General features: G+C 51.4%; 14 protein-coding genes. 8 read left to right on the top strand and 6 right to left on the bottom strand.

Annotated features, from left to right (window positions below; all coding sequences use genetic code 11):
• The first annotated feature begins 35 nt into the window (after positions 1–35).
• Both QZ310_RS01620 and QZ310_RS01615 read left to right on the top strand, forming a co-directional pair.
• Positions 36–2855 carry a glycosyl hydrolase gene (locus QZ310_RS01620; RefSeq protein WP_297069677.1) on the top strand — a complete coding sequence of 940 codons (2820 nt, stop codon included), beginning with the start codon at positions 36–38 and terminating at the stop codon, positions 2853–2855.
• A gap of 67 nt (positions 2856–2922) precedes the next feature.
• Positions 2923–4014, top strand: a complete 1092-nt coding sequence (locus QZ310_RS01615; RefSeq protein ID WP_297069834.1) for a glycoside hydrolase family 88 protein — start codon at positions 2923–2925, stop codon at positions 4012–4014.
• A 209-nt stretch (positions 4015–4223) separates the two neighbouring features.
• On the opposite strand, the gene QZ310_RS01610 is transcribed toward QZ310_RS01615, so the two are convergent.
• Positions 4224–5591, bottom strand: coding sequence for a glycosyl hydrolase family 28 protein (locus QZ310_RS01610; protein WP_297069675.1), 1368 nt, complete (start codon positions 5589–5591; stop codon positions 4224–4226).
• Positions 5592–5800: 209 nt separating this feature from the next.
• The gene (locus QZ310_RS01605; protein ID WP_297069673.1) at positions 5801–7132 is read right to left on the bottom strand and encodes a glycoside hydrolase family 28 protein; all 1332 of its coding nucleotides are present in this window, start codon (positions 7130–7132) and stop codon (positions 5801–5803) included.
• Between the two features lie 86 nt (positions 7133–7218).
• Between QZ310_RS01605 and QZ310_RS01600 the strand changes: the two genes are divergently transcribed.
• The 3 genes from QZ310_RS01600 to QZ310_RS01590 all read left to right on the top strand — a co-directional run bounded on the left by QZ310_RS01600 (position 7219) and on the right by QZ310_RS01590 (position 12083).
• Complete coding sequence (locus tag QZ310_RS01600) at positions 7219–7956, top strand: GH25 family lysozyme (RefSeq protein ID WP_297069671.1); 738 nt, start codon at positions 7219–7221, stop codon at positions 7954–7956.
• A gap of 113 nt (positions 7957–8069) precedes the next feature.
• Positions 8070–11462, top strand: coding sequence for a type IX secretion system sortase PorU (gene porU, locus QZ310_RS01595; RefSeq protein WP_297069668.1), 3393 nt, complete (start codon positions 8070–8072; stop codon positions 11460–11462).
• Between the two features lie 84 nt (positions 11463–11546).
• Positions 11547–12083: a hypothetical protein gene (locus tag QZ310_RS01590; RefSeq protein ID WP_297069666.1), complete on the top strand. Its 537-nt coding sequence runs from the start codon at positions 11547–11549 to the stop codon at positions 12081–12083.
• A 251-nt stretch (positions 12084–12334) separates the two neighbouring features.
• On the opposite strand, the gene QZ310_RS01585 is transcribed toward QZ310_RS01590, so the two are convergent.
• The 4 genes from QZ310_RS01585 to QZ310_RS01570 all read right to left on the bottom strand — a co-directional run bounded on the left by QZ310_RS01585 (position 12335) and on the right by QZ310_RS01570 (position 16986).
• Complete coding sequence (locus QZ310_RS01585; protein ID WP_297069664.1) at positions 12335–12742, bottom strand: DUF4332 domain-containing protein; 408 nt, start codon at positions 12740–12742, stop codon at positions 12335–12337.
• A gap of 112 nt (positions 12743–12854) precedes the next feature.
• Positions 12855–14453, bottom strand: a complete 1599-nt coding sequence (locus QZ310_RS01580; RefSeq protein WP_297069662.1) for a S41 family peptidase — start codon at positions 14451–14453, stop codon at positions 12855–12857.
• A gap of 92 nt (positions 14454–14545) precedes the next feature.
• Positions 14546–14989: a pantetheine-phosphate adenylyltransferase gene (gene coaD, locus QZ310_RS01575; RefSeq protein WP_297069661.1), complete on the bottom strand. Its 444-nt coding sequence runs from the start codon at positions 14987–14989 to the stop codon at positions 14546–14548.
• A gap of 11 nt (positions 14990–15000) precedes the next feature.
• Positions 15001–16986, bottom strand: coding sequence for a toprim domain-containing protein (locus QZ310_RS01570; protein WP_297069658.1), 1986 nt, complete (start codon positions 16984–16986; stop codon positions 15001–15003).
• 358 nt (positions 16987–17344) lie between these two features.
• Here QZ310_RS01570 and QZ310_RS01565 point away from each other — a divergent pair, with 358 nt between their 5' ends.
• From QZ310_RS01565 to QZ310_RS01555, 3 genes are all read left to right on the top strand, one after another.
• Positions 17345–18604: a C10 family peptidase gene (locus tag QZ310_RS01565; protein ID WP_297069656.1), complete on the top strand. Its 1260-nt coding sequence runs from the start codon at positions 17345–17347 to the stop codon at positions 18602–18604.
• A 15-nt stretch (positions 18605–18619) separates the two neighbouring features.
• Complete coding sequence (locus QZ310_RS01560) at positions 18620–19837, top strand: serpin family protein (protein ID WP_297069654.1); 1218 nt, start codon at positions 18620–18622, stop codon at positions 19835–19837.
• Positions 19838–20223: 386 nt separating this feature from the next.
• Positions 20224–20529, top strand: a complete 306-nt coding sequence (locus tag QZ310_RS01555) for a GLPGLI family protein (protein WP_297069831.1) — start codon at positions 20224–20226, stop codon at positions 20527–20529.
• The last annotated feature ends 64 nt before the right edge of the window (positions 20530–20593 follow it).

The following is a 20593-nucleotide window of genomic DNA, read 5'->3' as shown; positions in this document are numbered from 1 at the left end:
CCAACTTTTACCATCACATTATCACACAACAATACATGAACCGTATTCAAAATCTGCTCCTCCTCGGATTGCTGTCATGGAGCGGGGCTCAGGCATCCTCACCTTCCGCACCTGCAAACCATGCGACCGACTGGTATCCCACGACGGTTGAAAACCGCCCCTTTGTCCGCTGGTGGTGGCTCGGCAGTGCCGTTGACCGCGAAGGTCTGACCTTCAACCTTGAGGAATTTGCAAAGAAAGGTCTTGGAGGCGTAGAAATCACGCCTATCTACGGTGTGAAGGGCAACGAGGCCAACGACATCGACTATCTGTCGCCGAAATGGATGCAGATGCTCGGCCATACAATAGCCGAAGGTGACCGCCTCGGGCTGCAGATTGACATGAACAACGGCACCGGCTGGCCTTTCGGCGGTCCGGAAGTTACCACCGACCACAGTGCCCGCAAGCGTGTGGTCGAAACATGGACCGTGGCACCCGGCAAAAAACTGACTGAAAAAATCGTCCCCAAGGATGCAAAGCAAGCCCCGGTGGCGACTCTTCAGGTCATCATGGCCTGCAACGGCGACAAGCGCATCAATATCACATCCAAACTCCGCGCCGACGGCACTCTCTTGTGGAAAGCGCCCAAAGCCAAAGGTGACTGGACAGTCTATGCCGTATTTTCAGGACGGACATTCCAGAAAGTCAAACGTGCCGCTCCGGGTGGTGTCGGTCTTGTCGTGAACCACTACGACAGCGTAGCCATCAATCACTATCTCGACCGTTTTGACCGCGCTTTCGCCGAATCAGGTTGCAAGATGCCCGACACATTCTTCAACGACTCCTACGAAGTCTACGGTTCGGACTGGGCTGACAATATCCTCGATGAATTCCGCAAAGATCATGGCTACAGTCTTGAAGCCTACCTTCCGGAATTCCTCGACGAGAAGAATCACGACGACCTGCGTTCACGCGTGGTGCGTGACTACCGTGCAACTCTCGCCCGTATGCTCCGCGACAACTTCACCGAAGTGTGGATGGCCCGTGCCCATGCCAACGGAGCGAGAATCCGCAACCAGAGCCACGGTTCACCCGCCAACATCATCGACCTCTATGCCGCGGTTGACATTCCCGAATGTGAATCCTTCGGCCAGACCGATTTCTCAATTCCCGGGCTGAATCAGGACGGCCCTACCCGTCCCAGTGACTCGGATCCGGCAGTGCTGAAATTCGCCTCGTCGGCAGCCCATGTCACCGGCAAGAAACTCACATCGGCCGAAACCCTGACATGGCTGACCGAACACTTCCGCACATCTCTTTCACGCTGCAAACCGGAGCTGGACCAGATGTTCTGCTCAGGCGTGAACCACGTCTACTTCCACGGTGCGCCCTACTCGCCCAAGGGTGCGGAGTTCCCGGGCTGGATGTTCTACGCTTCAATCAACATGTCGCCGACCAACAGCATCTGGCAGGATGCCGACTCGCTGTTCGGCTATGTCACGCGCGTCCAGTCATTCCTCTCAGCAGGAGTGCCCGACAATGATTTCCTCCTCTACTTCCCTATCGAGGAAATCTGGCAACGTCAGGGTGGCAATCCCTACCTGATGTTTGACATCCACAAGATGCACCAACGTATGCCCGACATCAAGCGCGCTGTCGGTGAAGTCATCAAAGCCGGTTATGACGCCGACTATATCTCTGACGAACTTGTCAACCGTATTTCTGTCGGCACTTCCGGCAGACTTGAAGCCAACGGGGGTGCAAGCTACGGTGCAATCATAGTTCCCCCCGCACGTTTCATGCAGCCCGCGACACTCAGACGCATACTTGATTTGGCCAATGAGGGGGCAACCGTCCTTTTCATCGGGACAGCACCATCCGAAGTCCCCGGCCTCGCCAATGCAGAAGCACGCAAAAAAGAACTTACCGACCTCGCTGCCACAATACCCGCCATCGGCAGCAAGGCCACTGTAAGCCCTTACGGCAAGGGACGCATCATCACCGCTCCGGATTTCGCGGAGGCACTTCCGCTGACCGGAGTCAAGGCTGAGCCAATGCGCACCGTCAACGGACTGTCGATGATACGCCGCCGCAATGAAGCGGGCGGACATAACTATTTCGCATCGCTCCTGCAAGACCGTCCCCTCGACGGTTGGGTGAGCCTCGCCAATAAGGCGGCAGCAGTCGAAATCTTCGATCCTGTGACCCGTAGAAAAGGCATAGCCCAAACCCGCACTTCGGCAGAAGGCACCACAGAGGTGCGTCTGCAACTCGCACCGGGACAATCAGTCATGCTCAAATCATTTCCCGCCACAACCGACGGTGAGATGTGGGCTTACGTCGAGTCCAAGGGTGAACCGATGGTCATCGACCGCGGATGGTCGCTCTCCTTCCCGAAAAGCGAACCCGCAATCGAAGGTACTTTCTCAACAGATACCCTCACCCAATGGTGCGCACTCCCCGACCCGAATGCAGCCATCAACTTCGGAACCGGACGCTACACCGTCGAATTCACCATTGACGACCCCTCGGTTGCCGACGATTGGATGCTCGACCTCGGCGACGTTCGTGAAAGTGCAGATGTGAAAGTCAACGACCAAGCGGCAGGAAAAGTGTGGAGCGTACCCTTTACCCTCAACATCGGTCGCTTCCTCCGTCCGGGAGTCAACACACTTGAAATTGACGTGACCAACCTTCAGGCCAACCGTATAGCCGACTTCGAGCGCCGCGGTGTCAACTGGCGGATTTTCAAGGATGCCAACATCGCGTCGGTGACCAATGCCAAGAAATTCAGCTTCGGCGACTGGCCCACGATTCCATCCGGCCTCAACTCAAAAGTGACACTCACCCCCCTCACCCTCTCTACTAAAAACTGAAAACTTAAAACTCACAACTCAATACCCCATGAAAAAATTATTGCTCACAGCTCTCGCAGTGCTTTTCATGCTTCCGGCCACTGCCGCCGACAAGCTCCCTCCGCGTGAGGAAACCCTCAAAACCCTCATCAAGGTCAACGACCTCTATCTCAAAAACCATCCCGACCCTCTGCTCGGCATCCCCTACTATTCGCGCAAGAAGGTCTACGAAGCCAACATCTGGACCCGTGCCGTCTATTTCGAAGGCCTGATGGCTCTCCATTCAATCTACCCCGACAACCGTTACTATGACTATGCCTACAAATGGGGCGACGGCTTCAAATGGGGTATGCGCCGCGACGACACCACCACCCGCAACGCCGACAACTATTGCTGCGGACAGACCTACGTCGACCTCTACCGTCTCACTCCGGAGCCTCAGATGCTCACCAAAACCAAGGCTTGCATGAACATGCTCGTCAACACACCTCAGGTTGACGACTGGACATGGATCGATGCAATCCAGATGGGTATGCCTCTGCTTGCAAAGATGAGCGCCCTCACCGGCGACCAGCGCTACAACGAAAAGGCATGGCAAATGTATGAATGGTCACGTAACACCCTCGCAGGTGGTCTCTTCAACGAAAAAGAGGGCCTTTGGTGGCGCGACAAGGACTTCGTTCCCCCCTACAAGGAACCCAACGGTAAGAACTGCTACTGGTCACGCGGAAACGGCTGGGTTGTCGCAGCCCTTGCCAAAGTGCTTCAGGAACTCCCAGAGGACGCACCCCACCGCGACGTCTACATCAAAGACCTCAAAGCCATGCTCGATGCAGCCGTGAAGTGTCAGCGCGAGGACGGTTTCTGGAATGTCAGCCTCCACGACGACAGCAACTTCGGCGGTAAGGAAACCACCGGCACCGCTCTCTTTGTCTACGGTATGGCATGGGGCATCAACAACGGTATCCTTGACCGCGACAAATATCTTCCATCGCTCACCAAGGGCTGGAACGCCATCATGAACGAAGCCATCCACCCCAACGGCTACATCGGCTATGTGCAGGGCACAGGCAAAGAACCCAAGGACGGACAGCCCGTCAAATATGACTCCAAGCCCGACTTCGACGACTACGGAACCGGTTGCGTCCTCCTCGCAGGCTCGGAAGTCTATAAACTTTAAAGCCATTAAGGAAGGGCTAATAGGGCCAATAAGCCTAATAAGTCCAATAAGTCAAATAAGCCTGATTATCTCTAATCGATAAAACCTCGAAGAGGATTGACAGTTGATTATGCTGTCAATCCTCTTCGAGGTTTTATATGCCTATTTGACTTATTGGACTTATTAGGCTTATTAGGCTTATTGGCCCTTCCCTTTTGACTTTATGTACCCTACTTCACCACCATTCCTTCCGAATCTGTTGCGACGTAGATTTCGCGTTCGTCGGGGTTGATGGTCTCGACTGTCACATTGTCAAAGGTGATGTTGCGGGTATGGTTGAGCCAGAAACCTTTGGCCGGGAGAATACCCCACATTGTCGATTCAGGATATTCCGCACGCTTTTCATCCTCAGGAGCAGCAACGGCCTTCTGTCCGCCTTGCTGACGGATGCGGATGTTGCGCAACTCGACATCACACACCGGATGACCTTCCAGACCGGTGATTGACGAGCCGGTCGGCCCTGCCTCATCAATCATGATATCGTGCAGGCAGATGCGCTGCATGGTCCCGACACCCTCGACCGGCACATCAGGTGAATATGGACGCGCACGGTCGGCCAGACGGATGAATATCGGCGACTCAGTGCCACGGATAGTGATGTCGCCTATATCGACATTACTCATGGTGCCGCCGTCAACAATTTCAAGCACTATCGCACCGTGGCCTATGCCTCCGGGATAACCGAAATACTGGCTCGACTGGTCGGCTGAGGGCTTGACGGCAATACCACGGATGATGATGTTGCGGAAACCGCCGTTGGTCTCGGTTCCGAGCTTGATGGCATTGCAATGACTCGACACTACGCAGTTGCTGATGACAATGTCCTCACAAAGCCTTGGCGAAGTGCTTTTGAGAGTGATTGCGTCATCGTCTGAATCGGCAATCATGTTGGAGACTGTCACGTCGTGGCAACCGTCGAGGTCAAGGGCATCATTGTTGTAATTATTGCGGTTGATGACTGTGATTCCGTCAATCTTCACCTTGTCACAGGCAAGATAATGCTGCATCCAGCATCCGGAATTCTTCAACGTGACACCCGTCACCTTCACATCCTTGCACTGGATAAGCCGCAGTAGGTGCGGACGAGTGATGCCCTCGTCGTTCCATGAGAGTTTCGGAAAGGCCTTGCCACGACCGTCAATGGTACCCTCGCCGGTGATGGCGACATTCTCAGCCTTGTCGGCATAGATGAGCTGGATTGTCGGTGTGTGGGTGCGCAGCGACACATAGTCGGTCTTCACAGGAGTATAATCCTTGATGTCAGTACTCCCATAAAGCGTGGCTCCGTTCTCAAGATTGAGCGTGACATTGCTTTTGAGGAAAATGCTACCGATTTTGTAATTGCCCGACGGCACGAGGACCGTCCCGCCGCCGGAAGCCGAACATTCATCTATTGCACGCTGGACAGCCTCGGTGCTGAGGCGGGTCGTATCGCTAACCGCACCGTAGACGGTTATATCATGCACGGCCGCAGAAACCGACACTCCACAACCAAGCCCTAAGGCCAAAAATAATAAGGTTTTGAATATTGTATTCATGGTAATTGATTTTTCAATATGAAAATGGTGAAAATCAGACGGGGAAGGGTACATAAGGACATAAGGCCAGAAGAGACATAATTATTTATTATCTAAATATTTACAGAAAATCTTTACATCTATATTAATTATGTTACTTCTGACTATATTAATTATGTTACTTCTGACCTTATGTCCTTATGTACCCTTCCCGTATACGCCATTTGCCTTCAGTCGGCGAAGGTGATTTCGATGGTGCCGACATCCTGAAGTTTTATATTCTTGTTCTTTGACTTCACATTGGTGACTGTCATGTTCTCGACCGGCATCTCCGGCAGACCCTTGGCCTGAATGAAAATCCGGCACTCACCAACCTCGATATTGTCGACATGAATATCACTGAAACGTGGAGTCACCTTTCCGACAGGCTGTGCGGGCAGACGTTCGGCCAAAGCTCCCATCCACGACGGACTGCCAAGCATGTCCATCTGGATTGCAGGTCCGGAGGCCGACTCGACCTTGATATTCCTTATCCAGATATTCTCGGCACCTCCGCCTCTCGGACGGCGGGTCTTGAAATAGAGCGGCATACGCGGATTCTCCATCACGACATTCTCGGCATATACATTGCGGATGAAACCGGCAGTCTCCGTACCGATTGTTATACCGCCAACACCACGCTTCACACGGCAGTTGCGGATGACCACATTCTGAGTCGGACGGCCAAGCTCAACCGCCTCTTCACCGCGACCGGCTTTGAGAGTGAAGCAGTCGTCACCACAATCAAGCGTAGTGTTCTCGATGAGAGCGTTGACACTCGAATCAATGTCGATACCGTCTGTGCGCGGATGACCGTGGCTATTGACAGTCACACCACGGATGATGATATTCTCGCAGTAGACAGGGGCGATGTTCCAGAAAATTGAACCGTCGAGTGTCACATCCTCAATCAGTATGCCGCGGCAGTTGACCGGGCCGATGAACGTAGGCATATAAATCTTGTCGAGAGTGGCCTCACGGGCGGCACCGGATTCGATTTTCTTCTCAGCCGTGACGGAAAGTCCGGTGTCCATCTTGCCGGTAATCTCACATTCGCGCGAAGGAGCCTTGAGGTGGCCCTTGCCGGTGACAGCAATATTCTCGGCTCCGTTGGCATATATCATAGCTCCGAGAGATTTCACGTCGGCACCCTCATAACGGGAATCGACAAGAGGAAGGTAATCCTTCACCTCACCGGTAAATTCGAGGGTAGCCCCCTCATCAATGTGGAGGTTGACATTGCTTTTGAGCATCAAACGCCCGGAAAGCCACTGTCCGGCGGGTACAAGCACTGTTCCGCCACCCTGGGCCGACACCTTGTCGATTGCTTTCTGAATGGCCGCTGTCGAAAGTTTGCCCTGCTTCGCACCTGTCTTTGCAATGCTCAGAGTGCGGTCGGCAAACGAGGGAGCCTTCATGTTGAGAACTGTGCCGACAAACTCCGGCTGCTCCGTTGTTGAAGTCTGTGCGATAGCACCAAGCGTCAGAACCGAAGCGAGAATTACTGTAAAAAGTCTGTTCATGGTCAATATTTCAAGTATGTTTATATTTCTATCGCAAATTTACGCTTTTCCGCACGTTTTCACGAAATAATTGCTAATTTTGTGACATGAAGCCCTTCCTCCACATAGTCTGTACCATGATTTTGACCGCTCTCCTTTCAGGTTGCGGTCATGGAGGCAACGGCCCGAAAAAAATCTACCCCGACCGAAGCCGTTTTGAAATCATCGGCATCGACATCAGTGCCCACAACGGTGACATCGACTTCCACAAAGTGGCGGCTGACGGCATTTCCTTTGTCATCATCAAGGCCACGGAAGGGGGAACATTCAAGGACCGGAAATTCATCGACAACATCCGCAAAGCCCGCGAGGCAGGGCTGAAAGTCGGTGCCTACCACTTCTTCCGCTTCGACACCCCGGGCTACATGCAGGGTCTCAACTTCCTCAACTCACTTGCGTCGCGCGATCTCGACCTCCCGCTCATCATCGACATCGAGGAGTGGGCCAACCCCAACAGCCAGCCGACACAGATGGTGCTCAACCGCCTGTCGGAGATGATTGACCATCTCGAAAACCACGGCCACAAAGTGATGCTCTACACTAACAAGAACGGTTTTGCCCGCTTCGTCCGGGGCCGTCTCGAAGGCTATCCGCTCTGGATATGCTCACTGGTCGACGAGCCGGAGGAAATCGACTGGGTATTATGGCAAGGGACACACAATGGCCGTGTCAACGGCATAAACCATCCGGTCGACATCAATGCTTTTGCCGGTACCGCCGACGAATGGGCCGCTTTTCTCGATGACCCTACAGGGCGCAAACAGACGACTGCGATAATGCAATAATAGCCACGGTCAACACGTTATTAATCAGATAGACCAACCCTCATCACACACTCTCTCCCGACCAATCACCATACACACTGCACAAAGTAAACTCCACACACCGTCCGAACTTCATGAAAAGCTTCGTCCGCAACATATTCCTCCTCATTCTCTCCGCAACCGTCGCTCCCTCCGCGATGAATGCTTTCACACTCGACTCCTACGCACCATCGTCGGTCCTCTCGACAGGCCGATGGGTAAAGATAAGCGTTGAAGAGAGCGGCCCACACTTCATCTCCACTTCCTCCCTCCGCTCATGGGGCTTCTCCGATCCGTCCAAGGTCAGGGTCTTCGGCTATGGAGGCGCACGCATTCCCGACCAGTTGAGCCAATCGTCATACGTCGATGACCTTCCGCTCGTGAAAAGCGAACTCACAGCATCTGGACTTGTATTCTACGCCCAAGGCCCGGGAGTGTGGACACGCGAACGCAACGACATCTTCAACCACTCCCTCAATCCCTACACCACAAAGGGCTACTATTACCTGACGGACTCCCAAACGGAAATCGACAACACTATCCCGACCGAAGGAAGCGCACCGTCGGTCACTCCGGCCACGACCTTCATCGAACGTCTGTGGCACGAACAGGACCTCATCACCCCTGCGGAAAGCGGTCATCAGCTTGTCGGCGAGGATTTCCGCTACACACCGACAAGGATTTTCAACTTCCAGCTTCCGGGACGTGTGGAAGATACTGAGGTGTGGATGCAGTGCGAATTTTTCGCAAAATGCACAAGTGCGACTGTCGGGCTCTCCATCAGCGCCAACGGCCAGACGCTTCCTGCAGGACGCACCGACTTCGTCCGTAAAAGTTCACTCTGGGGCGACACATGCCGCATACGCAAGCGCTTCACACCTAAAGGGACATCGCTTGCCCTCGGCGTCGGAGTGACAATCTCAGCTCCCGTGACCCTTGCAAACCTCGAACGCCTCACCGTCACCTATACCCGCTCGCTCTCACTTCCCGCCACAGGAAACCTCGTCTTCACCTCATCAGACCGCTCACTCAAACTGGATGGAGCCAAGTCCGACACGCGAGTGTGGGACGTGACAAATCCTGCCTCCCCCATAGCCATGCCTCTCACTGACAGCGGATGGACAAACGACTACAGCGGCTTCCGCACATACGCTGCATGGACAAGCACAAGCTCGCTCCCATCTCCACGACTGGTCGGCACTGTGTCGAACCAGAACATACATGCCGAGGAGGTACCCGACCTGGTCATCGTCAGCCCGGCCTCATACCTGGAACAATGCCGCAGAATCGCGGCTGTCCATTCCGCAGAGCCGCGCAATCTGAAAGTACTCGTCGTGACCGACGAACAGGCTTACAATGAATTCGGTTCCGGCTCACCCGACATCAACGCCCTCCGCCGTATGCTGAAGATGTTCTATGACCGAGGCAATGCCGGCGAGTCGGATCGCAAACTTCAATATGTGCTTCTCGCGGGCGGTGTCCATCACGACCATCGCCGCCTGACCTCCGGCATGAGAGGAAGTTCGGCCGTCACCCTCCCTATCTGGCAGACAGACCTCAGCCTGAGCGAGAGCAAATCATATTGCACAGACGACATGCTCGGTTTCCTTGAGGACAATTCCGGTCTGAGAATGGCCTATGATGGCCTGAGTATAGCTGTCGGACGAATACCTGCCCGAAGCCTCGACCTCATGAAAAATTATGTGGACCGCTTCGTCTCCTACGTCAACACCCCAATGGAAGGTGAATGGCGCAACCGCATCCTCCTCTTCAGCGATGAAGGCAACAATGCTGATCATCTTCAACAGTCCGATTCCATCGAACGGTTGATGAAACAGACCACCTACGGAAGCGACTATACCTTCCATAAGGTCTACATCGACGCTTACCCCTTACGCAACGGCACCTCGGAGGAAGCCAAAGCCAAAGTCGACAATCTTTTCAAGGACGGAATCGTGTTCTGGAGCTATATCGGACACGGAGCCTTGACCAATCTTTCGAACGACGGTATATTCACAGCAAGCTATCTCAACAACCTCTATCTCCGCCATCCCTTCTTCTTCTATGGTGCCACATGCTCGTTCGGACAGGTTGACGGCAACGCGACATCCGGTATGGAATCGCTGATGCTCACGGATGCCGGAGGTGCAATCGGCGGCTTCTGTGCCGTGCGTCCGGTGCTTATCGTACGCAACGGTGTGCTGTCAGGAGCGGTCGCCCGCGAACTTGCTACCCGTGCCAATGATGGCAACATCCAGCCGATAGGCGAGGTGTTCCGCAGAGCCAAGAACCGCCTCTCTGCCGAAAAATTCGGTGACGACAACATCCGTCGCTTCCTCCTCTTCGCCGATCCGGCCCTACGTCTGGCCACCCCGGCCAATTCCGTCCGCATCCTCACCATTAACGGCGAGGAGGTGAATGGCAACACCCAGCCGACACTTGCGGCACGTTCACGCTCTGTGGTGCGCGGTCAGATCTGCGACCCCGACGGTCAACGTATTGACAGCTTCAATGGCTGGCTTTCCCTGACCCTCTACGATGCCGAGAAGAGTTTCACGACATTCGGACGACCGAGCAATGCAGGAGGTTCCAATGACGTCGGTAAATCCGTCACTTTTGACGAGCAGGGCGACCGTCTGTATGCCGGACGCACCCAGGTCACCAACGGAGAGTTTGAAATCACCATCAACATGCCCGAGGATATTGCCGACAATTTCCGTCCCGCAACCCTGTCGATGTTTGCCGCTGATGACGAAAATGGCGCAGAAGCCTCCGGCGTATGCCGTGACCTGTATGTCTATGGCTATGACGAAACCGCCTCAGCCGACGATGTTCCTCCGGTCATCGAGACCCTCTACCTCAACCATTCGGACTTCAAATCCGCCGATAAAGTGGATGAGAACCCGATGCTCATAGCGCGCGTCAGTGATGATGTGGCCCTCAACATGTCAGCCGCAGGTATCGGACGCCAGATGAGTGTACGCATTGACAAGGATGAGAACTACACGGATGTGGCCACCTTCTTCACACCGGATGCCGACGGTTCGCCCGCAGGAACTATACTGTACCAGCTTTCCGACCTCACAGCCGGCAACCATACGGCCACACTGACCGTCTGGGACACCGGAGGCAACTCAACCTCTGCCTCCATCGACTTCTTCGTCTCGCCCGGCCTTGCACCCAAGATTTTCGACGTATATTCCGATGCAAACCCGGCCACTACCGAAGCCAACTTCTATGTGACCCATGACCGTCCCGATGCGATGCTCAACCTCAAGATTGAGGTATTCGATTTCAACGGTGCCCATGTCTGGACCTCCGAGTCACGCGGACGTGCCGACATGTATGCCTCACGTCCCGTCACATGGAATCTCACGAACACTTCCGGCTCACGTGTCACCCGTGGCATATACATCTACCGTGCCACAGTCTCGTCAGAAGGCCGTACATCATCGCAGACCAAACGCATAGCCGTAGCTCCGCATTGATGGGAATAGCCGGAGCAAAAAGCGTGGAGCGGATGAACTTTTTATCCGCTCCACGCTTTTTATAATAGATTATATATTTTTATTATGAAAAAGCTATTTCTTTCTATTGCAATTGTAGGCGCGGTTTGCATGGCTTCATGCAGCGCCGAGAAGAAAGCCGAGGACAAAGGCGAGGCTCTCAAAGCTAAAATCGAAAACTGCACAAACCCCGACAGCCTCAAAGTTTATGTACAGCAGGCAAAGGAATATGCCGACCAACTCGTGAAAGAGGGTAAGGACGGCGCAGCCGAAGCATTCCTCAATGAAGTGACTCCCGCCGTTCAGGCCAAGGATGCAACCGCAGCAGCAGCATTCACAGGTCTCAGTCTTGAAGCTAAGGCCGATTCAGCACTTGAAGCTGCAAAAGACGCTGCAAAGAATGCAGTAGACTCCACAAAATCTGCAGTAAATTCCGTCAAGGACGCAGCCGCTGCCAAAGTTGATCAGGCCAAAGATGCTGCCGCTGAAAAGGTGAACGAAGCTAAAGAAGCAGGCAAGAATGCGGTCGATGCAGCCAAAGCAAAAGCAGCCGATGCCGCACAGGCAGGTGCAGACAAGGTAAAGGATCTCATGGGCAAGTAGTGCTGTTTGGTTTTAGTATAGAGATTAAAGTATAGAGTATAGATAATACTTATCTGGATTCTCTACGCCACTATTATCTGTTGGCTCTAATCTATTTAATCTGACTCTACTAATCTATCTCAGTCTAATTCACTGCTCTAACAACTCTATCTACGACTGCAAGTGACCGTCGAAATTATAAATGCGGGATGCTCAATTGAGCATCCCGCATTTATAATTTCTATACCATGCATAGATTTTCTATAAACAGGTCAATATGTCACGATTGGTTCAAGTTCCTTGGCCTGGGCAATCATCTTTTCAACCTCTGCCACTGACGGCACGCGGTTGCAAAGATTCTTGGCCTCGTTGACCTCCACGAGCTTCGGCTGCAGGTTGGCAGCGACTCTGTGGCGGAACTCTTTAACTGTATCCACGCCGGCTGCCTCCAGAAGCTCGGCGAACTGCCCGGCGACACCTTTGATACGGAACAGATCCGCATGGTTTGTCCATTTCAATATAAGTTTCTCGCTGATACCTGTTTCCTCAGCAACGGTTTCGCGACCTTTACGTGTCGCACACTTTTCGAGAAGATCCTCAGTCGTCTTTATGCCGGCTGCCTCGAGTTTGCGGGCGTAAGCCTCACCTATACCCTCGATTTGTTCAATCTTGTAAGCCATGACGGTTAATTATTAGTGAAACATCAGAGCGTCAACGCGCTCCTGACAATCTAACAATCCGGCAAGGCTATCGGTTTCAGGCCTCAGTCATAAAGATTTATAAAATAGCTCCTTACTTACCTGTAAGGTAGGAATTATACTTCTGAGGGTCGTTGATGATGGCAATGGCTTCGGAGAAAATCGGGTCGAAGGGGGAGACAACTTTCGAATAGGTGGCCTGCTCATAGATGTCGCGGCCGATAAGCCCCTTGACAATGGCTTCAAGGATGGGACGCGAACGATTATACTCCTCTTCGTTATACTCCACTCCCTCCTTCTTGCCGAGGTCAATGACTCCCTGCATCAGTTCGGGAGTGATGGTGAAATCCCTTACATAGTCATTGTCGGTGGCATAGCGCTGCTTGATTTCGCCACGGTGGGCATCGACGTAGTTGACGCAGAAGGTATTGATGACACCCTTTGCAATGAGGTCGCGGTAGTATGCGGAATACATCGTCGTGTCAATCGGCACGAACTTGTCGGGCATGATGCCACCTCCTCCATAAACCGGTCGGTGGAGACGCTTGGTATAGAATTTCAGCGAATCGGGGAAATGATGGATGCTGTCGGCATTCATGAACTCACCTGAATTGTAGCGGTCAATCATGTCGCGCTGATAAGCCTCGTCATCACCGTCGACGTATGGTTTCTGTATGCAGCGACCCGACGGAGTGTGGTAGCGCGATACAGTCAGGCGCATCATCGAGCCGTCAGGGAAGGGGAAGGGGCGCTGCACAAGGCCCTTGCCGAAGGTGCGTCGGCCGACAATGACACCACGGTCATTGTCCTGCAAGGCTCCCGAAAGGATTTCGGAGGCTGAGGCGGAGAACTGGTTGGCCATGACAACAACGCGGCCGTCACGGAAGTCGCCGCGGCGTTCGGCCACGAATTCCGACATTCCGTTTTTCGGCGACTCGGTATAGACAATCATATCCCCCTTGTCAAGAAACATTTCAGAGAGTTCTGTCGCGGGACGCATGTATCCGCCACCGTTGTCGGTAAGATCAAAAATCAGATGGCGCATACCTTGCTTGCGGAGGTTCTTCATCGCCTCCTTGACTTCTTCAGTAGTTGTCTCGGCAAACCGTGTCAGGGATATATAGCCGACGGAGTCATTGACCATGTAGGCCACATCGACACTGTAGATGGGTATGTCGTCGCGCACAACGCGGAATTCAAGAGGCTCTGCGCTCCCCTTGCGGAGCACCTTAAGGTTGGCAATCGTGCCTTTCGGACCGCGCAACACCTTCATTATGTCGGAATTCTTCATTTTCACTCCGGCGATGACGGTGTCGTTACACTCGATGATTCGGTCTCCGGGAATTATGCCCATCTTCTCCGACGGACCTCCGGCCACCGACTCAATCACATAAAGCGTGTCGTTGACCATCTGGAAGCGTATACCGATGCCTGAGAAGTTTCCTTCGAGAGGTTCGGTCAGTTCGCGTGTCTCCTCGGGGGAGGAGTAGGTGGAATGCGGGTCGAGAGTCTTGAGCATGGCCACGATCGCCTCGGTGACGACCTTGGTGGTGTCGACCGTGTCGACATAATAATTCTCGATTATCTGTTCGGCATAACGCAATTTGCGCTCGGGGGTGAACTGAATCTGCATCTGGCCGAATGAGGTCAGGGCAAGTCCCGCAAGCACTATGGCGAGAATTGTTTTCTTCATGTTTTTCGTATAAATCGTTCTTGTTCGTGTATGTGTTATCCTTATGTTTCCTTTATAAGCCAACTTCGGTTTCTGCTGATGATTGACGGGAGCTATTCCTTCGGCAAGAATTCACTGACATCGTGGCCGTAGGCCTTCAACTCGCGCACCACCGACGAGGAGACGGCGGCATATTCAGGAAGAGTGAAAAGCAGCAGGGTTTCTATGCCTGAAATCCGGCGGTTGATGTCGGCGAGATTGCGCTCATATTCGAAATCGACCGTCGAGCGCACTCCGCGGAGCATCCATCGCGCACCTTCGCGACGGCAGGCATCCACTGTCAATCCTTCATAACTGATTACCTTGACTTTCGGTTCATCCGCATAGAGGCGGGTGATGGCAGCGAGGTTTTCCGCCACTGAAAAGTCGTAGCGTTTTCCGGAGTTCACACCCATTGCTATGACCACACGGTCAAAAAGCGGCAACACCCGCTCGACGAGCGACTGATGGCCGACAGTGAACGGATTGAAGGATCCGGGGAAAAGTATAGTGTTCATATATCCGTTTTTCAGCTTATTTCGGAGTCATCCTCCACCACAAGGTTCTCGATGATGAAATTCTGGCGCTCCATGGTGTTCTTGCCCATATAGAATTCGAGCAGTTCGGCCACGGCATCCTCCTTGCGGAGCGTAACGCGGTCGAGCCTCATGTCGGGGCCGATGAAGCCGCGGAACTCTTCGGGAGAAATCTCGCCGAGACCTTTGAATCGGGTGATTTCCGCATTGTCGCCGAGTTTCTCGATGGCGGCGATGCGTTCCTCATCCGTATAGCAGTAGTATGTATCATCGGCCTGTCCGCCTCCGCCACGCGCACCGCGTTTCGTGGTCTTGTGGTTGCGCACACGGAAGAGGGGTGTCTGGAGGACGTAGAGGTGACCCTTCTTAATCATGTCGGGGAAGAACTGGAGGAAGAAGGTCAGGAGAAGCAGGCGTATGTGCATACCGTCGACATCGGCATCGGTCGCGATGATGACCTTGTTGTAACGCAACCCGTCGATACCCTCCTCGATGTTGAGCGCAGCCTGAAGGAGATTGAATTCCTCGTTCTCATAGAGAATCTTGGCGGGCACGCCGTAGGAGTTCTTGGGCTTGCCTCGCAGTGAGAACACGGCCTGGGTCCACACATCGCGGATTTTGGTGATTGAGCCTGCAGCGGAGTCACCCTCGGTGATGAAAATCGACGAGGCGAGTTTCTTCTCCTCATCGCCACGGATGTCGTTGAGATGCACACGGCAGTCAAGCAGTTTCTTGTTGTGAAGATTGGCTTTCTTCTGCTTCTCGCGGGCCAGTTTTGTGATTCCGGCCATTGCCTTGCGGTCGCGTTCGCTCTCCTGCACCTTTTTGAGGATGATGTCGGCGATGTCGGTGTTGCGGTGGAGATAGTTGTCGAGTTCGGTCTTAATGAAGTCACCGACAAACTTGGCCACCGTCGGCCCATCCGGCCCCATGTCGCGGCTTCCGAGCTTGGTCTTGGTCTGCGATTCAAACACCGGCTCCTCGACCTTGATGGACACGGCTGCAATCATGCCGTTGCGGATGTCGGAGTAGTCGAAATCCTTCTTGAAATATTCCTTGATTGTCCTCGACACAGCTTCTTTGAAGGCCGTCAGGTGAGTGCCACCCTGAGTGGTGTGCTGACCATTGACAAATGAATAGTACTCCTCGCCGCGCTGGTTGGCGTGGGTGATGGCTATCTCTATGTCCTCACCTTTGAGATGGATGGGCATGTAGAGAGGTTCGGTCGTCATCGCATCCTTCAGCAAATCGAGCAGACCGTTGCGCGAGATGTAGCGCTTGCCGTTGAATATCATGGCAAGCCCGGTGTTGAGGAAGGTATAGTTCTTGATGAGCGGCACGATGAAATCGTCCCGGTAGCTGTAGTCGCGGAAGATTGTATTGTCGGGGGTGAAACGCACGAGGGTTCCGTTAGGCTCGTCGGTCGGCTCGACGTCACTCTCCTCAACTATGTCGCCGCAATGATAGAGGACGCTCTTGCGCATCCCGTCGCGGACGCTGGCAATGTAGAATTCAGTCGAGAGGGCGTTGACGGCCTTGATGCCGACGCCGTTCAGACCCACCGACTTTTTGAATGCCTTGGAATCATATTTACCGCCGGTGTTCATGCGCGAGGAGACATCAACGAGCTTACCTAAGGGGACACCACGGCCGAAGTCGCGCACTGTCACAGTCCCGTCGGCCACGTCGACAGTCACCTGCTTGCCGAAGCCCATCATGTATTCGTCGATGGCATTATCAAGCACCTCCTTGATGAGCACATAGATGCCGTCGTCATAATTTGAACCGTCGCCGAGCTTACCGATATACATGCCCGGACGGCGGCGGATATGTTCCTTCCAATCAAGGGTTTTAATATCGTCCTCGCTGTAGTCCGCAGCAATCTGCGTCTCGGTGGTTTTCTCGTTGTCCAAGCCGTTGCCACCGCTTTCAGCGATGAACTCTACGTTTTCAGAGGCGATATCGTCGTTGTTTATCATGATTCTCAGCGCTTTGGATGGAATTTTCATCTTTTGAGGCAAATTTACGAAATTTCCGTCAAAAATCCTTATCTTTGAGGGCAAATAAACTCTCGACCTTAGATGTATAATATCATTCTTTACATATTTCTGTTTGTGTTAGCCTTCTGCACACCGACCATCTTTGAGCCACCCCCAACCTCAAAAAAATACAAGATGATGCACTATACAAGATGATGCACTATATGTTATTTCAAAAATTTACTTGCAGTATTTCTCCTCATTTTCTCCATCAGCATGAATACGGGAGATGATAATGCAACTAATGAGGAACTATCAGAGACCACGAGATATGATTTATTATTTAATCTAAACTATCATGAAATCAAATCCCTATTATCTACTACCGCTTTCTTTAGGCATCTTAGTATCATGTAAATCAGAAATAAACGAACCGTTTCAATCTGATTTTAACAATAATATCACTGAGATGCGACAGACTTCAACTCGTACTCTCTCCGAGGCAATCGAGATTGCGAATGATGCAAGGTCTATGCTCGATGACACTCAAGCATCTCGTTCTTCCATTACCCATGTTGTTAACTTCGATGATATTAGGTATATTACATCAGCAATCTCACGGTCTGAATCAGACACCCTTATATATGTAATTAATTATAGGGATGAGTCTGGTTTTGCTGTCATTTCCGCAAAGAGAACTAAAGACTCCCCATTACTTGCCGTTACAGAATCAGGAAGATATACCTCTATAGAAGAGTGTGACAATCCCGGTTTGGCTATGTTTATGGATATGGCCGTTGATTATGTAGCAAAATCTTCTATTGATACATCTGCAAGCCAAAATCCTAATGATTTCGTTATCCAAGAAGTAAGACGAGAAGTAGAAGTTCATGGAGATACAATATTGCCACGAGTAAAAATGAAATGGGGGCAAACCGGCATATATGGAACATTCTGTCCGAATAATATCGCCGGATGCAGCAACACGGCAGCGGCTATGGCTATGAGTTATTTTGAATATCCCAAAAGCCTATCTTTATCTTTTTTGAATGGCGGAAAAGCGGAAATAACCCTAGATTGGGATAATATCAAACGTCATATAAGTGGAAGTTCCGATTATTGCTGTTACCCAAATGCACCGCATTCAACCATAGGAAGGCTAATGAGAGAATTAGGTCACCGATCTAATTCAGATTACTCAGGTCCGAATGGGACCTCGACTGCAACTTCCAACACAAGAGCAACCATAAAAGCTTTGGGTTACAACGTTAGCCCAATAACAAATTATAAAAAACTATGTTTTAGAGGTGTTGGTGGAGGAATTATATTAGTACGTGGTGATCGGAAATATACAGAAAATAATCAGGAAAAATCAGTAGGTCACATGTGGGTTGTAAGTGGGCATAAATATAGATCAACTCATGTGATTGAATATGTAAGAAATATTAATTCACTTGAGTGGAATATACTGTCTGATTGTATAAACGAGGAATTATACAATTATTTCAATTGGGGGCTTGATGGCATTAACGATGGATATTTCTATGATGAGGTATTTGCATATAATTCCGAAAGAGATTATAAATATAATGTTCAATATTTTTCGATTACTAAATAAAAATCACTAAAAGTTATGAAAAAACATAATGCTTTACTATTGATGTTTGCCCTTCTTTTCAGTGCGTGCAGCAGTGATGATAAGGGAGAAAATAATGTGCGTAAAGATATCGTACTTGGCATTCATGATATAGGGATTGTCAATACCCAAATCAACTCAACATTTGATATGCTACGATATTTTGACGCCTGTTCAGACGAGCCTAATTTTATGGTATCGCCTCTGAGCATACAGTTTGCTCTCGGTATGCTTGCCAATGGTGCACAGGGAAAAACCCTTGACGAGATTACCACTGTCCTTGGCTGCAATTCCATCGGAGATCTTAATACTTTGAATAAACGCTTGCTCTCTGAACTTCCCAAAGCCGATAAGAAAACCAGCCTCTACATTGCCAACTCCGTATGGCTTAACGACGGTTTCAATGTTCTTCCTTCGTATTCTCGTTCTGTGGCGGACTTCTACCGAGCCAATGCCGCGACAATAGACCTTTCGACCGAAGAAGCAGTGAAGAAAATCAATAAATGGTGCTCTTCAAATACTGACGGCATGATTCCAAAGGTAATCAGCAGCCCTTACACTGACGAAGCTACATTTATAATTCTCAACGCCTTATATTTCAAAAGCGAATGGCAACATCCATTTAAAACGGAGAATACTGTGAGCAAGGATTTCAACAATGCAGACGGGACTGTTTCAAAAGTGCCAACCATGTGCAAAAATGAAAACATGTACTATTTCAAAGCGGAGAAATATGAACTTGCCCGCATGAATTACGGCAACGGGGCATACGCGATGATACTCCTTCTCCCGTCCAAAGACACACCACTCGGCGAGGCGTTGCAGGCACTCGATTCATACGCTTGGTCGGCATGGAAAAAAGACAGGATTATCAGAGATTGCAAGCTCGAAATGCCGAAATTCAACATAACAACTCATCTTGAACTAGACGAATATTTTAAAAGTATAGGTCTCGGCGAAGTATATGATGGCGAGAAAGCCGATTTGTCGGCCATGTCTGACAGAAACACCCATCTGGCAAAGTCGGAACAGTTCACCACAATTGAAGTTGATGAAAAAGGTACGGTTGCGACATCTGTGACTAAATTTGTTGGAGGTGACACAGATATTTACTTCGAGGAGGTCGAATTCCATATCGACCGCCCATTTGCATTCATAATAGAGGAGACATCTACAGGCGCGATTCTATTTACAGGCCGCATCAATAAACTTTAAACTTTGATAGTCGGATAGATGCGGACATAAATTAGATCTGAGCATCCTACAGATTATAGGTCCCGCACAAAGTATTTGTGCGGGACCTATAATCATCCACCGGCCCTTGAAACATTAATTTTATCATTAATTTTGCAGTACCGAACGTGACACACGCAAATCTGATGACACATAGACTACTGCTTATATCCCTGTTGTTTCGCTTATCTGCTCCTGCACCGGGAGCGGAGAAGCCCGCTGTTCTTTGGCCGAAGCGGAAACGATAATGAACGAACTTCCCGATTCCGCGCTTGCCATCCTCGAATCCATCCCCTCATCCGGACTCCGTTCGGACCGCGACCACAACTTTCCGTGGACGTAACTGGACCGCATGGTACTGCGAGGAGATTCCGGTCAACAACGGTCCTGCAAAATTCTCGGGATTGCCGGGACTAATACTTAAGGTTGAGGATGATAAAAAGGAGCACATCATCGAGGCCATGCAGGTGCGCAAAAGCGACAAGGAATTCGGCTATAAAATCCGCTCGTTCCTCATCCCGACTGACCGCAAGACATTCAACAAAATGCTGAATGACTATAAGATGGACGTCGGCACCTTCCTCGCAGGCTCGCAGAACCTCCCCAAGAAGCTTGACGGCTCCTCACCTTTCGGCCACAAACGCCTTTTCTACAACCCCATTGAAAAGGATTGAGAAAAAGACATGTTAAAAGCGACATTGGTTTCATTAGTGATGGGCATCCAATAATCATTGCAGT

The sequence above is a fragment of the uncultured Duncaniella sp. genome, from assembly GCF_910577345.1.
In the GTDB taxonomy this organism is placed as follows: Bacteria; Bacteroidota; Bacteroidia; order Bacteroidales; family Muribaculaceae; genus Duncaniella.
Note: the sequence above shows the minus strand (reverse complement) of the source record. Positions and strands in the feature narration are given on the sequence as shown.